The sequence below is a fragment of the Methanolacinia paynteri genome, from assembly GCF_000784355.1.
GTDB classification, from domain to species: domain Archaea; phylum Halobacteriota; class Methanomicrobia; order Methanomicrobiales; family Methanomicrobiaceae; genus Methanolacinia; species Methanolacinia paynteri.
Genome location: NZ_AXDV01000036.1, coordinates 14,665 through 29,880, shown reverse-complemented (window position 1 = coordinate 29,880; position 15,216 = coordinate 14,665). Strand labels below are relative to the sequence as shown.

General features: G+C 45.1%; 15 protein-coding genes. 10 read left to right on the top strand and 5 right to left on the bottom strand.

Going from position 1 to position 15,216, the window contains the following annotated elements:
• The first annotated feature begins 144 nt into the window (after positions 1-144).
• From rfbF to METPAY_RS01520, 7 genes are all read left to right on the top strand, one after another.
• On the top strand, positions 145-924 hold the full coding sequence (rfbF, locus tag METPAY_RS01550; protein WP_048148525.1) for a glucose-1-phosphate cytidylyltransferase: 780 nt from the start codon (positions 145-147) through the stop codon (positions 922-924).
• On the top strand, positions 903-2,018 hold the full coding sequence (gene rfbG / locus METPAY_RS01545) for a CDP-glucose 4,6-dehydratase (RefSeq protein WP_245611493.1): 1,116 nt from the start codon (positions 903-905) through the stop codon (positions 2,016-2,018). Before rfbF ends, rfbG begins: the two co-directional genes overlap by 22 nt.
• Positions 2,011-2,571, top strand: coding sequence for a dTDP-4-dehydrorhamnose 3,5-epimerase (gene rfbC / locus METPAY_RS01540; protein ID WP_048148523.1), 561 nt, complete (start codon positions 2,011-2,013; stop codon positions 2,569-2,571). Before rfbG ends, rfbC begins: the two co-directional genes overlap by 8 nt.
• Positions 2,568-3,800 (top strand): class I SAM-dependent methyltransferase, encoded by a 1,233-nt coding sequence (locus METPAY_RS01535; RefSeq protein ID WP_048148520.1) that lies wholly within the window; start codon positions 2,568-2,570, stop codon positions 3,798-3,800. Before rfbC ends, METPAY_RS01535 begins: the two co-directional genes overlap by 4 nt.
• Positions 3,801-4,298: 498 nt before the next feature.
• Positions 4,299-5,156: an NAD-dependent epimerase/dehydratase family protein gene (locus METPAY_RS01530; protein ID WP_211251506.1), complete on the top strand. Its 858-nt coding sequence runs from the start codon at positions 4,299-4,301 to the stop codon at positions 5,154-5,156.
• Positions 5,156-6,304 carry a TIGR00180 family glycosyltransferase gene (locus METPAY_RS01525; protein WP_048148516.1) on the top strand — a complete coding sequence of 383 codons (1,149 nt, stop codon included), beginning with the start codon at positions 5,156-5,158 and terminating at the stop codon, positions 6,302-6,304. The genes METPAY_RS01530 and METPAY_RS01525 overlap by 1 nt, the downstream gene beginning before the upstream one ends.
• A gap of 86 nt (positions 6,305-6,390) precedes the next feature.
• Positions 6,391-7,527, top strand: coding sequence for a glycosyltransferase family 2 protein (locus METPAY_RS01520; RefSeq protein WP_048148514.1), 1,137 nt, complete (start codon positions 6,391-6,393; stop codon positions 7,525-7,527).
• A gap of 13 nt (positions 7,528-7,540) precedes the next feature.
• Here METPAY_RS01520 and METPAY_RS01515 read toward each other — a convergent pair whose 3' ends face one another.
• The 4 genes from METPAY_RS01515 to METPAY_RS01500 are packed head-to-tail and all read right to left on the bottom strand — an operon-like array spanning position 7,541 to position 12,010.
• Positions 7,541-8,629, bottom strand: a complete 1,089-nt coding sequence (locus tag METPAY_RS01515) for a DNA topoisomerase IV subunit A (protein ID WP_245611494.1) — start codon at positions 8,627-8,629, stop codon at positions 7,541-7,543.
• Positions 8,622-10,424, bottom strand: coding sequence for a DNA topoisomerase VI subunit B (locus tag METPAY_RS01510; RefSeq protein WP_048148512.1), 1,803 nt, complete (start codon positions 10,422-10,424; stop codon positions 8,622-8,624). The genes METPAY_RS01515 and METPAY_RS01510 overlap by 8 nt, the downstream gene beginning before the upstream one ends.
• A 2-nt stretch (positions 10,425-10,426) precedes the next feature.
• The gene (gene hisS / locus METPAY_RS01505) at positions 10,427-11,644 is read right to left on the bottom strand and encodes a histidine--tRNA ligase (RefSeq protein ID WP_048148510.1); all 1,218 of its coding nucleotides are present in this window, start codon (positions 11,642-11,644) and stop codon (positions 10,427-10,429) included.
• Positions 11,645-11,695: 51 nt separating this feature from the next.
• Positions 11,696-12,010, bottom strand: coding sequence for a hypothetical protein (locus tag METPAY_RS01500; protein WP_048148508.1), 315 nt, complete (start codon positions 12,008-12,010; stop codon positions 11,696-11,698).
• A 45-nt stretch (positions 12,011-12,055) separates the two neighbouring features.
• Between METPAY_RS01500 and larB the strand changes: the two genes are divergently transcribed.
• The 3 genes from larB to METPAY_RS01485 are packed head-to-tail and all read left to right on the top strand — an operon-like array spanning position 12,056 to position 14,659.
• Entirely contained in the window at positions 12,056-12,841 is a 786-nt protein-coding gene (gene larB, locus METPAY_RS01495; protein ID WP_048148506.1) for a nickel pincer cofactor biosynthesis protein LarB, read from the top strand.
• Positions 12,837-13,343 carry a nicotinamide-nucleotide adenylyltransferase gene (locus tag METPAY_RS01490; protein ID WP_048131137.1) on the top strand — a complete coding sequence of 169 codons (507 nt, stop codon included), beginning with the start codon at positions 12,837-12,839 and terminating at the stop codon, positions 13,341-13,343. The genes larB and METPAY_RS01490 overlap by 5 nt, the downstream gene beginning before the upstream one ends.
• 8 nt (positions 13,344-13,351) lie before the next feature.
• A complete protein-coding gene (locus tag METPAY_RS01485) occupies positions 13,352-14,659 on the top strand; it encodes a V-type ATP synthase subunit I domain-containing protein (RefSeq protein WP_048148503.1) in 1,308 nt (435 codons plus the stop codon).
• A gap of 27 nt (positions 14,660-14,686) precedes the next feature.
• Here the strand turns inward: METPAY_RS01485 and METPAY_RS01480 are convergent, their stop codons facing one another.
• The gene (locus METPAY_RS01480) at positions 14,687-15,172 is read right to left on the bottom strand and encodes a GNAT family N-acetyltransferase (RefSeq protein WP_048148501.1); all 486 of its coding nucleotides are present in this window, start codon (positions 15,170-15,172) and stop codon (positions 14,687-14,689) included.
• Positions 15,173-15,216: the final 44 nt, after the last annotated feature.

The window sequence follows — 15,216 nt, the reverse complement described above, 5'->3', positions numbered from 1 at the left end:
AAAACTTTGATCGGCATCGCGGTGTTCGGAACAATGAGGGGATATTCATTATCTTCCGAACATTATCGTTTATAGAATCTCGTATTATGTCTAACGGAATATTCCTCGGAATTAATAAATCTAGAAAATGTAAATATAGAATGAATGAAAGTTTTAATCCTCGCCGGGGGCATGGGTACTCGTCTCGCCGAAGAGACAAGTATTATCCCCAAACCTATGGTTGAAATTGGGGGCAGACCAATCCTATGGCATATAATGAAGATATATTCTCAATATGGATACAATGACTTCGTAATTCTTCTTGGATACAAGGGTTATATAATAAAGGAATATTTTGCCAATTATTTCCTGCACAGGAGCGATGTAACCTTTGATCTTGAAAATAATAATATGACAATTCACGAACAGCACTGTGAACCCTGGAAGGTCACCCTTATAGATACCGGTCTTAATACAATGACTGGCGGGCGTGTCCTCAGGGCGAAAAAATATCTTAACAATGAGCCCTTCATGTTGACATACGGTGACGGAGTGTCCGATATAAATATTGAAGAGCTCGTAAAATATCATAAATCACATGGCAAATTAGCAACAATGACTGCAATACAGCCGGAAGGAAGATTCGGTTCAATTGTCTCCATGCCGGATGGTGAAGTTACCCAGTTTATGGAAAAGCCGCAAGGGGATGGTTCATGGATTAACGCAGGATTCTTTGTCCTCCAACCTGAGATTCTGGATTATATCCGGGAAGGAGATGCCACGATCTTTGAACGTGCACCACTTGAGAATCTTGCACAAGACGGGCAACTGTTTTCATATCGGCACAATGGATTCTGGAAATGCATGGATACCCTTCGTGACAAACAGCAACTTCAGGAAATGTGGGATTCGGGCAATACACCGTGGACAGGCTGGAAGGAATGATATTTGATAATTTTAAAGATAAAAAAGTCCTTGTGACTGGCCACACCGGATTTAAAGGTTCATGGCTTGCCCTGTGGCTTAAAGAGTTCGGTGCGGAAGTTTATGGATATTCGCTTCCACCGGATACCGTTCCTAGTCATTACGAGAAAGCAAAAATCAGAGAGATACTGGAGGGCGAATGTCTTGGTGATATACGTGAAAAAGAAAAATTCGCTTCCTACATTCATGATGTCCAACCTGACTGCATATTTCATCTTGCCGCACAGTCTCTTGTCAGGAGATCCTATTTAGAACCTGTTGAAACCTTTGATGTAAATGTTATGGGAAGCATCCATCTTATGGAAGCTGTCCGAGCCCTTGGAAAGCCCTGCAGCATCGTGATGATAACAAGCGACAAATGTTATCTTAACGTCAATCAGGTATGGGGTTACCGGGAATGCGACAAACTTGGAGGTCATGACCCTTACAGTGCGAGTAAAGCCGCGGCTGAGATTGCAATTGCTTCTTTTAGGGATTCATTTTTTTCATCTGATAAAATATCCAATCATGGCGTAAGCCTGGCCTCTGCCCGGGCAGGAAATGTGATCGGCGGTGGGGACTGGGCTGAAGACAGGATAATTCCCGATGCAGTCCGGGCGGTTACATCCGAAAAACCACTGGAGATTAGGAGTCCTCAGGCTGTACGTCCCTGGCAGCATGTCTTAGAACCACTTTCCGGATATATGCTCATTGCAGCAAAAATGATGATGGTTAGTTCAGAAAGTCCGGTACCGCTTGCAGGTGCCTGGAATTTCGGCCCGCTTCCAACAGGATCAGCGACAGTTCTTGATATCATTAATGGATTTTACAATGCTTGGGGGAAGGGAGAAGCGAATTATGATCCGTCCCTCGCGAATTTGCATGAAGCTGCCATACTTCGTCTTTCATGCGAAAAAGCAATATCTGGTTTAGGTTGGAAGCCCGTATGGGATCTGGAAGATACATTGAAAATAACCGCCGAGTGGTATAGAAATTATTATGATGGCGAAGATGCAAGGGAACTCAGCCTTGCAGATATAAAACAATATATGAAGAAAATGGTGAAATATGAGTAAATTAGCTATTATTGATACACCTATAAAAGGCCTCTTTGTTGTCGAAACCAACCCTTTTCTCGATCATCGCGGAGCCTTTGCAAGGTGGTTTTGTGAAGAAGAGCTTGCAGGAATAATTGGTAACAGGCACATAAAAAATGTCAATTTCTCGCGTACCGCAAAAAGAGGTTCCATTCGCGGCATGCATTTTCAGCGTCCGCCACATGCCGAGATGAAAATGGTAAGATGTATACGTGGGAAGATTCTTGATGTTGCGGTTGATATCAGAAAAGATTCACCTACATTTCTGCAGCATCATTCTGTATGGCTTTCTGCTGAAAACATGCGTATGCTTGTAATCCCTGAAGGTTTTGCTCATGGATTTCAGGCACTGGAGGACAATTCGGAGGTATTATATTTAGTATCGGAATTTTATTCTCCGGAATCGGAAGGCGGCCTTAGGTTTAACGATCCCGAACTTGAAATTGAATGGCCTGTAGAAGTTACTGATGTATCTGACAAGGATTTGAATCATCCGTTAATAGAATTGAATTCTGTTGGGGTTCAACTATGAAATGTAGATTTTGTGGTCATGAAATATCTGAAATCGTGATCGATTTGGTAAATGCTCCCCCATCTAATGCATATTTACGGGAAGAACAGTTAATCGAACCTGAAGTATACTATCCCTTGAAGTTAATGGTCTGTAATAACTGCTGGCTGGTGCAGGTGGATGAATATGCTTCATCCAAAGAAATATTTGATGATGATTATCTTTACTTCAGTTCATATTCGTCTTCATGGGTAGAGCATGCAAGGGAATATGTTGAGATGATCATTGATCGCTTATCACTTTCTTCAGAATCCAAAGTAATGGAAGTAGCTTCAAATGACGGATACCTTTTGCAATTTTTTGTCAAAGCAAAAATTCCGTGTATTGGCATCGAACCATCGATCAGCACTATTTCAGCTGCTGCAGAAAAAGGCGTAGAATCAATACCAGAATTTTTTGGAACTGCTCTGGCAAAAAGGATCGTAGCTGAAAGAGGGCCCCAGGATCTTATAATTGGTAACAACGTTCTGGCCCATGTTCCGGATATCAATGATTTCGTAGAAGGATTAAAAATCTGTCTGTGCCCTGATGGGACAATTACTCTTGAATTTCCGCATTTGTTAAATATTCTGCGTTATAATCAGTTTGATACAATATATCATGAGCATTATTCATATTTCTCTTTGGGAACAGTACAGGAGATCTTTTCTGCGCATGGTTTAAAGATCTATGATGTTGAGAAACTTTCGACACATGGCGGATCATTGAGAATTTATGCATGCCATGATTATAACAGCAGTAAAGTTATATCACAAAATCTCGGAAAGATTCTCTCTGAAGAGGATGATTACGGATTAAAATCCAAAGAAGTGTATTCATCTTTTTGCAGGAATGTAGAAAAAATCCGGGAAGATTTCCTTTTATTTTTACTAAACGCCAGAAAAGAGGGTAAAACTGTTGTAGGTTATGGTGCTGCGGCGAAAGGAAATACATTGCTTAATTATTGTGGTATTAAGGGGAATTTGATGATTAGAGGTGTTGCCGATGCATCACCACATAAACAGGGACGTTACCTCCCTGGTTCACACATCCCTGTGATTTCACCTGCATTGATTAAAACGATTAAACCTGATTATTTGGTTATCCTTCCCTGGAATTTAAAAGATGAAATAATCTCTCAAAACGAGTTTATCAGGGAGTGGGGAGGAAAGTTTGTTACCGTAATTCCGGTACTGGAGATAATTAATTAAATTCTACCTTTTGGAATAACATATTATTATTTTACGCCTGAATTATTACAAAAATGTATTCGGGGATGAAAATGGGTGGATTTTTGTTAAAAAAATGTATGTTAATTTTTCCCTGACAAATCGAAGCGCTGTTCAAATAAACATTTAAGGCACAATATGTATTTCAACTTTGCAGAGGTAACTATTGCCTAATCAGGTTCTCAAGATAAAAAGGTGTAGATACAAAATTTTTCAAAGCATCATATTTAAGCTTGGCAATATCCAGATAGCTGATTATGAATCTGAGAATTAGAGGTCAGGAGGTAATAATCTTAAAAAAGAAATAATGACATACAACGGATTGTTATTGAGTACTAAATTGGACAGCAGCAACAATAAGTTTCTGATAAAACAAAACCCTGTAAATTTGTTCCCATCTTAAAAGAGTGTCAGAGCATTATCATTGAGATATGATGTATTAAAGGATGTAAATATATGGAGCCTAATGAAATTAAAAATTTGAAAAAAGAAAAAATTCTTGTAACCGGGGCAACCGGTTTTATTGGTTATCATGTTGTCCAGTGGCTGATAAATTCAGGTTTCGATGTCGTAGCATCAGGTACAGGGAATGAAAAAGCGAAGCAGTTCGAATGGTATAATTCTGTAGATTTTATTCCTTGTGACTATTATGCGGATGACTTAAATTATTACGAGCATTTTGGTAAACCGGATCTGTTGATCCATCTTGGGTGGAAAGGACTTCCGAATTATATGATGCGTTTTCATATGGAGGAAAACCTGTTTTCCGAAATGAGATTCGTTCGTAGTTTTATTGATTCCGGGAGGACAAAAGTCGTTGTTATCGGTACGTGTTATGAATATGGAGCGGCCGAGGGGTGCCTCAGTGAAGAAACTCCTGCGAATCCGGTAACAATGTACGCAACGGCGAAGGATGCATTAAGGCGTTATATCTCGTTTATTGCTAAAGAAAATGAAATCCAATGGAACTGGATCCGCCTGTTCTTTCTGTATGGAGAAGGACAGAGTCCAAGATCGCTGTTGCCCCAGCTTGACGCAGCAATCGAACGTGGGGATGCTGAATTTCCAATGTCTGGCGGGGAGCAGCTGCGTGACTACCTCCCTGTGGAGAAGGTAGCCGAATATATCTGTAGAATTGCCCTGCAGGATTCAGTGGACGGAATTGTAAACTGTTGCTCAGGTGATCCGATCTCAGTGAGAAAGCTTGTCGAAGAAAGAGTGGCCGGAAAGAAATCTTCAATTAAGCTCAAGCTGGGTGTTTATGATTATCCTGTCTACGAGGGTATGAGCTTCTGGGGAGATAACAGGCTTCTTAAGAGATGTATTGGTGATCTCTGATGGATGCTGTTGATGAGTGTTATGCCGGCAAGGATTTGTCCATATTAAATAAACTGACTCTTATTATTCCAACCTATAACCGAAATTTTTACCTGAGCCGTTGTTTATGGTATCATGCGCATTTCCCTTTCGCAGAAATAATTGTTGCTGACTCAAGTCCTGAGGATAAAAAAAGGATCAATCGTATTACATTTGAAAAAATCCATGAACAATTCGGTGTAAATATGCGTTATATCGAGTTTGAGCCTGAAACCGAGAGATATGGTGGAGATATTTATGAAAAATGGGGTGAAGGCGTTCAAAACGTTGAAACCGAGTATTCACAAATTTGTACGGATAAGGAATTCCTGATCCCTACAACATTATGTGAATGTCTCTACTTCCTGGATGAACACCCGGATTATACGCTGGCCGAAGGAATGGATTACAGGATAGAGTCTGATGATGATAATTTAATATTCTGTCCCTGGCAGGGCAGGTTTTCTGCGATATCATCTGATCCTGTCGAGCGTGTAAACTCATATATCTTGGATGAAACTATTCCCGGATTACAGTTTAGTATCCAAAGGACCTGCATTGCCAAGAAAGTTTATTTAAATCTCTATAAGTATAAGTTGCTTGATCTAAGGTTCGGAGAGACAGCAATAGAAATCGAGCCGGTAATCCTTGGTAAAACAAAAAAGTTCGCAGATATTGCCGGAAATTGCCGGGACTGTCTTTATGAGCAAAAAAAGCGGAAAGAAAGTTCTACAAACAGGTACCCGCCCCTGCTTGCATATCCTCCTGAATATTATAACGAATTATCTTCTAACCTTGCCTCATGTATAAACGATCTTGTAGATGAAGTTAATTCCTGTAATGATCGAAATTTTAAGGATTCTGTCGGCGATATTGTTGAAAGACTGATGGAGAAGCGGTACATACATAATCCGTTATTCAGGAAGTATCGTAGGCTCTATTTAATATGGTACAATCTGCCGAGTGGTTTCAAGCAGGCGCTATCTCGATTTTTCAGGCGGTGCACGGGTACAAGTAGTCTGGAATCTGTCGATAGCATCTCCCCGGAGATGAGATGTATCTGTAGTATTATCTCATCAATGGACGAATATCACGATTCGGACACTTCTATATGTGAAACTATCAAATAGACGCAGGACTCCCGGAAAATAAATTATATTTTTTCGATTTAACAATTATATACAGAAGTGAATGTCACAATAACGGATATAGTATCATGACTGATAATGGGAAACCTTTCTTTTCGATATTGCTGCCTACCAAAAACAGAAGCGAAATAGTCCATAATGCCATTGATTCAGTAATATCACAGGACTTCTCGGATTTCGAGCTGGTTATTGCAGATAATGACGACACAGATAAAACTGCCATCGTGGTAAACGGCTACACCGATGAGCGGATAAAATATCATCGGACCGGACAGATGTCAATGTCTGAAAACTGGAATTATGCGTATAGTAAATCCCGTGGTAAATATATCCTCCTTATTGAGGATAAATATATAATCAAACCGCATGCATTGGAGATCCTGCGTCAATATATCGATAAATATAATCCGGAAGTTGTCTCGTGGAGATTAAATCCGGTTTCACTTGAAAAGAAGGGCTGTAGAAATATTACCGGGGTCTCTACTCCAAAGATCTATTCATCAGATGAACTGTTGAACTGGTTCTTTGAAATGAAATTTTTCATATACTGGCGTTTTTTTCATACTATTCCAAGGGGATCTAATTCCTGTATCAGCAGGGATTTGTACGAAGCAATTGTTGATAAGACTTCAGTTCTTTGTATGGATAATGCCCCAGATTTCACGCAGGGGTATCAAATACTATTCAATTGCGATAAAATTCTGAACCTCGATCTGACGTTATATGGAATATTTACACAGAATAAGAAATACTCAATAGGTGCCCTTCATGACAGTGGGAGCCTTGATTCCGCAAAAAATGAGCTTAACAGCAAATCAACGTCAATTACAGTAATAAAATATCAGCCGGTGAATATAGCCTACTCCTTGACAATAATCGTTGAGGATTTCATAAGAATATCGGAGCTTTACAATGCAGGATATTCATTTAAAAATTTCAATGAGTCAAATTATTATACAAATTTATATGAAAATATCATCTATCGCCAGATTGAAAGTGAACGCAGTGGAAGGGCGTATTTTATCTTTTTACGCCGTACTATAAAAGATACGATAAAAGCAAAAAAACCCGCGGGCAGAAGATTAATCCTGTTAAAATGCCGGGTTCTTGATATTGCGTATTATCCTCTTTCTTTAATTCTGTCACTATACAGAATCTATCAAAAAGGGAAAAATTTCAGGGTTTATAAGTGTAATCCTGACTAAACAGGATTCCTATTTATATAATTCCCATCTCGCTGAGTCTGGCCGGAAGGTACTCTTTCGTAACGAAATCAAGGCCGCGGCTTGCAAAGGCCTGCTGTTCAGATTTTAAGCCGAGCTTGATCTGGAGGTTAATCTGGTTCCTCCAGTATTCGGTATCGAACCTCGGATCAGTGAGTTCTGCTTTTAGTGCGGCAATATCCCCTTCAGTAAGGTGGTCCGAAGGCAGATTGTACGTGCTGATATCTGAGGGCTGTACCCCGACGAATTGTGCCCCGGGAGTTACGAGAATATCGGACATATGTGCGGCTTTGATTGAGCCGTACGCTATACTAGCAAAGATACGGTACGACCACGGGTCGCCGTCGGTAAATACCACCACAGGGAGACCCAGCTCGTTATTCAATCTTTTCAGCATTCTTCTTGTAGATCTCGCAGGCTGACCCTTCAGGTGAAGAAGAACTGCGTCGTACTCCTCGCTGAACCCGTTCTCCATAAGACGGGCATACATACCGCCGGTCTCCATTGCTATAACGAACTTTGCATCGTTTTCAAGAAAGGTCAGGCGTTCGACGTTGTTCGGGATAGAATATCCTGCTTCACCTACATCCTCGACGCAGTGGATGTCCTTGTCTCCGCGCCTTGTCTGCTCCCGGATCTTAACAGGACCGAATATCGATGCCCCGTCCTCCTCCGGCCGGAGATGGAATGCCTCACGGGATAGTTCGGTAATAATCTCAAGGTCTTCGACGAGGAAGTTGCTCTCGTCCTGTGCCCCGAATTTTGCCCTCTTCCAGCCTTCTGAGATGTAGTACATCTCCCTCAATGTCGACGAGCGGTTTTCGCCGATCTGGTCCTTGAGGAAGCCTACCACATATGCCATCTTGAGAAGGTGCAGGGCGCTTTTGGCGGTGGATGCTGTTCTCGTGGTCTCCTTCTCGCCGTATTTCCAGACCTCGGTGCCCTCGTCGTACTCGATGTTGTGTTTTGTACGGGTAGGCAGAGAGATATACGGGATCTCGGCTCTTTTTATCTGCGAGTACCACCTGTCGGCGATCTCCAGCAGTTTGGATACTGCATGTTTATCCATCTCTTCCTTAGTTATCAAGATCAATCACCACCAGCTTCTTCTCTTCAACACCCCTGATGTCGAGTGTGCCCCCGTTAGTCCCCTTGTACTTTGCACTCCACATATTGTCCGGTTCGATTACGGCCTTCCAAAGCTTGTTGTATTCGTCCCCGATATTGTCTACAAAGTCCGGCTTGGGCGATGCATCCTTCCCGTCTTCAGGCGACATGTTGTATATCGTAAGGGAGACCGCGGTATTTGTGTAATTGCTTAACATGATCTCGACAAATCCGTCCCTCACTCCTTTTTTGGCAACGACCTTCTTCATGATCTGGCCTTCGAGGGGGCTGATGTCCGGAACCGGCTTTTCCACGATCTCGCTAACTTTCATTGCGATATCCGGGAGGATCGAGCAGACCGCCCGTGCCCTCTCCTCGAACTGTTTGTTCCTGTCACGGCGGCCAAGGAACATCTTAAGGTCGCGGCCGAGATCCTGGAGGGCGAGAACGATCTCTTTCTCTATCTCGGGGATCGAAGCGACTGCATCCTTACTCTCGCTGGTGAAAGGAACATTTGTCGATGCGACGTGAACGAGGATCAAAACCGGGCCTGTCGGAAGACCCTGCTGTGAGATGTTGTAGGCCTTCCAGTTGATCCCTGAAATCGAATTCGTAATCGCACATGCACCCTGCTGGTATAGAAGCGGAACGCGGTTTGCAAACCTTAGTATCGTAGCAGTCCCTTCGGACTCGAGTTTTCCGCCGTAGCCGATCGCCGCCTCCACGATGAACGGGTGGCCGGAGAAGACCTTGCTCTTCCTCGTCCTCGCCCTTACGAAGTCCAGCTGGAACTCCTTGTCTATCCCGCGGATAATCATGTTCTCACCGATCGGCGATAAGCACTGTGAAGCGGGAGGAGGCGGAACCTCCACATTCTGCATTGATTCGAGAAGTTTCTTCAGCTCTTCGTTAGTGAGTGTCTTTGCTTTCCGCGATTCCTTCAGGCCCGATCCGCCGATAATCTCATCTGCATTCTTGTCGCCAACCCTTGAGAAGCTGTTGATAAGGAAATCCTTAAGGTTGCTGTCGGATGCTGCAGCAATTCTCTTAAGCTGGCCGAGTTCGAGGCCGTGAGGGTGCGGGAGTATGGCTTTGGGTGGAACGATCGTCTCTTCGTTTACTCTCTCGAAGTTGTAGACCTCGCCGTCGATATCTGCCTTGATCCTTGCATGCGGGTTCACGACCGACGTATACATCAGGTAATCCAGCAGCCTCTTCTTCGCAGCGAGAGTCGTCTTGAACTCGATCTCGATCCGTGTACCGTGCATACGGTCCCATTCGATCTCTTCATCCTTGAGAACCTCAGGCTCGTTCGCCTCGGTCCTGATCATGATCTCGAACCGGTGGGCTTTGTTCTTATGGCTGGTTCTGGATATTACAACTGCCGGGACGCCCGTCGTAAGCTGTGCATAGAGGACGGCGGCACTGATACCGATACCCTGCTGGCCCCTGCTCTGCTTGATCTGGTGAAATCGCGATCCGTAGAGGAGTTTCCCGAATACGAACGGAACCTGCTTCGGAACGATTCCGGGGCCGTTGTCCTCTACGATTATCCTGTATACGTCTTTGTCTACTTTTTTCACACCGACGAAGATGTCGGGAAGTACTTCAGCCTCCTCGCATGCATCCAGCGAGTTGTCGACTGCCTCCTTTATTGTGGTGATTATCCCTCTTGTTGGGGAGTCAAAGCCAAGGAGATGTTTGTTCTTCTCGAAGAACTCTGCAACGCTTATGCTTTTCTGCTGTCCGGCGAGCTGTTCCGCGAGCTCCAAATTTATCTCACCTCACCCGGAAGATCGTCCGGTTTGCATTCTACCTGGTCGCCTGATGCCAGGTTTTTGAGTGTGACCGTTCCCGATTCTACCTCATTTTTCCCGATTACAACAGCATACTGTGCAGTTCTTGACGCATGCTTCATCTGTGCGCCGACACCGCGGTCCAGGAGATTGATCTCGGTCCTGATGCTTTCTCTCCTGAGCATCCCGGCCACCTCGAATGCCCGTTTTTGGCCTTCCTGCGTATACAATATGGCTACAAGCGGATCTCTCTTAAGTTCTACCTCTCCGCGGGAGACCATCACCCTGTCGAACCCGATCCCGAAACCGCACGATGGTGTGTCTTCTCCGCCGAAGAGGTGTGCAAGCCTGTACGAACCGCCGCCTATTATCTGGTTCTCGGCACCCAGGTTGTCGGCAAAGCCTTCGAAGACCATCCCTGTATAGTAGTCGAGTCCCCTCACGATCCCGAGGTTCAGGCTGTATTCGAGATTCTGACTGTCAAGAATCCCGAGCATCTCCTCCATCCGCTCCATGCCCGGAAAGTCCCCGCAGACCTCCTTCGCTTCGTCTATACTTGTGCATTCTATGAGGGCAGTCAGCTTATCGTAGAGCTCCGGCTTTCCGGTGTCTTTCAGGCAGATTTCAAGCTCTTCAAAAGATCTTTTGTCCAGGAGGGCCATTACTCTCTTTTTATCTTCTTCACCAAGGTCAGAGAGGATGTGCTTCATGGGTGCGAGGTGCCCTACCTGGAGCGAGAATCTCACGCCGGCAGCCCTGAGGAGGCCGTCTGCAAGGAGGATGATCTCTGCGTCCCCTGCTGCGGTGTCGGCACCGATAAGTTCAGATCCAAACTGCCAGAATTGCCTGTATCTCCCCTTCTGCGGCCGTTCATACCTGTAGCAGTCGAGAAGATAGCACCACCTGATCGGCTTCGGGAGGACTTTTGCCTCGTTGACGTACATCCTGAGGATTGCCGCCGTTCCTTCCGGACGAAGGGCAAGTTTTCGTCCTCCTTTGTCCTCGAAGGTGTACATCTCCCCTATAATGCCCTCGCCTGATTTTATTGTATACAGCTCCTGGTTTTCGAAAGTGGGAGTGAGAACCTCGTGGTAACCGAAGAGGCTGGCGACTCTTCTCATTCTCATCTCGATCTCTCTTCTCTGTTCCATCTCTTCGGGTAAAAAGTCCCTTGTACCCCTCGGTTTCTGAAGCATTTCTTTAATCCTCTGGTTACCTGATATTGTGTTTCAGTTCATCTGAATATTTTATTTTCGGGGAGTTTTTCCCAGAGCCCTGTCGACTGCCGATGAATTCTTATTCCAGATCTGGCCTCTCTCCTTGTCGATCCTGCCCTGCATATACAACGCAAGAAGGACAAGTCCGAGGCCGATGAAGTCGCTATTCCTGTAGACGAAGAATACCCCTAACGTTGAAAGTGCGGAGTAGATAACACCGTAGTATGCTGCCTTCCGGTATCCGGGGAGTCCCGTGCGGTAAAAGATCCTGGCATCCCTCAGCCAGAGATAATAGATCACCGCAGCCCCGAACACTCCGATATAGAAAAACATGCTGTAGGACATGGCAATAATTATTATTCAACCCCCATCCATATCTAATTGTCCAATATGAAATCGAACAAATCCCTGAGAAATGTCCTGGAATCGTTCCGGGCAGGTGAGATAACATTTGACGAGGCTGAGAAGCAGATCTCAGGCCTCAGGATAGAGAATATAGGGGATTTTGCACGAATAGATCTCGGAAGAAGCATCCGCTGCGGTATGCCCGAAGTTATCCTGGCCGAGGGCAAGGATACCAGACACCTTACTGAGATACTGATGCATATTGCAGGTTCGGGCGAGAGATGCATAGCAACAAGAGTATCCGAAGATCAGGCCGAAGCGATCATTGAATCCTGCAGGAAATCCGGAATTGCCTGTGATTACAATCAGGTGGCCGGAATAATCATTCTCGGCGGAGGTCCGGCGCCTGAAAAGACCGGTGGTGTCGTGGCCGTGATTGCAGCTGGGACATCCGATGCACGTGTCGCAGAGGAGGCGAAGGTCATCGCTGAGGAGATGGGCTGCACGGTTAAGACCGCATATGATGTAGGTGCTGCAGGTATCCACAGGCTCTTTCCTGCGTTGAAAGAGGTCAATGACGCGAGCGTCTACGTAGTCTGCGCAGGAAGGGAAGGTACACTTCCCACGATTGTCGCCGGACTCGTCGACAAGCCTGTAATCGGGGTTCCCGTAAGCGTCGGCTACGGATTCATGGGAAGAGGAGAGGCCGCACTTGCAAGCATGCTCCAGTCATGTGCGGTCATAACCGTCGTAAACATCGATTCGGGTTTCACAGCCGGTGCGTTTGCGGCAAGAATAGCGAATATGGTGAAGAACAATGAAGAAGATTGACAGGGGTCTTTACATCGGAAGGTTTCAGCCGTACCACAACGGCCACCACTCCGTGCTGAAAAGAATATCCGAATACGTGGACGAGATTATTATCGGAATCGGGAGTGCACAGCTCAGCCACGAACCAGGCAACCCCTTCACCTCGGGTGAAAGGATCATGATGATAACCCAGTCACTTGATGAACTTCCGTGCCCGTTTTACGTAATTCCTATCGAGGATATCCAGAGAAATGCTCTCTGGGTAGCTCACGTGAGATCGATATCCCCTCCCTTTTCAAGAGTTTTCTCAAGCAATCCTCTGGTAGTCCAGCTCTTTGCCGAACAGGGCATATCCGTGGAATCCCCCGATATGTATGAGAGGCAGAGTCACAGCGGCACTGAGATCCGGCGAAGGATGCTTGCGGGAGAAAACTGGCAGGATCTTGTCCCGAAGGCAGTTGTGGATGTTGTGGAAGAGATAAACGGCGTCGAGCGCCTGACCCGGATATCGGGTTCCGACTGAGGTGTTTTATGGCAGGTTTTTTCGACCGTTTTTTTAAGAAAACAGAGGCCGGAGGCGAAAAACATCTTCAGTTCGACGAAGTTCCCGGCTGCCTCGATCGGGAGGCGAAGGATGCAGGCGCAAAGATTGAATCGGCCGCAAAAGACGCCCGGTCGGCAGCAGTTGCCGGTATTAAGGAGATTGAGGAGAAGATCCGGAATCTTGAAAAGACAGAGATCAGTGAACTCAGCCACCCGCATCCGAAGGTCAGGCAGACCGCACTGAAATCCAGGGCTAATTTTATTACTTCAATGAATAAAACGCTTGCAACCGAGCTCCCGGAAGACCCCGATCAGCTTTACAACGTGCTTGTCGAGCTGATAAGATCGTTTTCCAACAACATGAGGCGGCAGGGCAAGTACCTTCACCCTACATTCCCTGAAGAGATGAAGGATCTCAAATCGTCCCTTGACATAGTCGGTCGTGCTCTGAATACGATGACGAAGGAACTCAAGCCGTCCGTCGAACTCAGGGAAAAGATCAATAAGGCAAGGGAAGATTATGAGAAGATATCCTCCGCCGCGAACGAATTGAGGACCATTGATTCGGATGCGGTGAAGTATGGTGAGAGGATAGAATCCCTGAATAATAACAGGGCCGATCTTGAATCGGAGAAAAAGAGTGTCCTCTCTTCCGGTGATTACCTGGAATACGAATCGATCCTGAAAGAGATTGATTCATTGAAGGAGGAGAAGAGCGAGGTCTCTGGGAGATACGGCAGCCTCCTTCTTTCATGCGACAATGTTCTCAGGAAGACCGCCTACATCGCCGATAAGAATGGAGACAAAAAGATCTCGGAGAAGATGAATTATCTCGTCATGCTTCTTCATTCCGGTGAGAAGAAGGATTCGGCGGATGCATCGGAGCTTTACCGCGAGCTTTACCCGTATATCAATAAAACAATCTCTGAAAACGAAACAATAATCAAAACCAAACATGAAGCCCAGCTTTTTTCATCCGCAAATCTCTTCATCTCCCAGCTCGATGAGATTTGCACTGCCTATTCCGGGACGATGTCGGAGATCGATTCCGCAGATACGAGGCTTTCTGCTCTTGGCATTAATGAGAAGATATCCGGAATCGATAAAAAAGCGAGCGATATCGAATCTGAACTGGAAAAGATCAGGTATGAACTGGATGCAGGGCAGTCCAGGAAAGAATCTCTTGAGGATTCAGTTCCGGAGCTCATAGACGATCTGAAGAGTCTTTTATCTGAGATCGAAGGGGGAGATGTCTTTATCGAAGGCGACTGGAAGGATTTGGCCCGTGAAACATGATTTTTCTATTAAAAAAATATTACTTTTTTAGATCGCATCCCCTTCGAGCCTGTAAAGGTACCAGTCCTGCCTGTTTCCGCCCTGTTTTTCATAAAACCTGATCGAAGGCTCGTTCCACGTGAGGACTGTCCAGTCAAGGCGGCCGCATCCTTTCGTCCGTGCAATATTCCGGCAGAATTCGAATAATGCTTTTCCAAGCCCCTGCTTCCTGCACTCTTCGAGAACGAAGATATCCTCCAGGTAGAGCGTGGGTTTTGCCAGAAATGTCGAATAAGTATAGTAGATTGTAATGTACCCAACTGGATTCCCGTTCATGAAACCAAGGTATGCCTCATAGCGCGGATTTTCAGAGAATGCATCTTCCCTGAGGCGCTTTTTTGCATCGTCATCGGGTGGAGTGAGTTTCTCGTATTCGGGGAGTTTTTCGATTAGTTCTATGAATTTCTCAAAGTTCTCCGGTGTTACTTTTTTGATCGCGATCTCTTCTGTATTTGTATTCTCATTACCAGGCATTGTTATGAAATATTTGAAAACAACACTATTTCTTTTTATTTTAT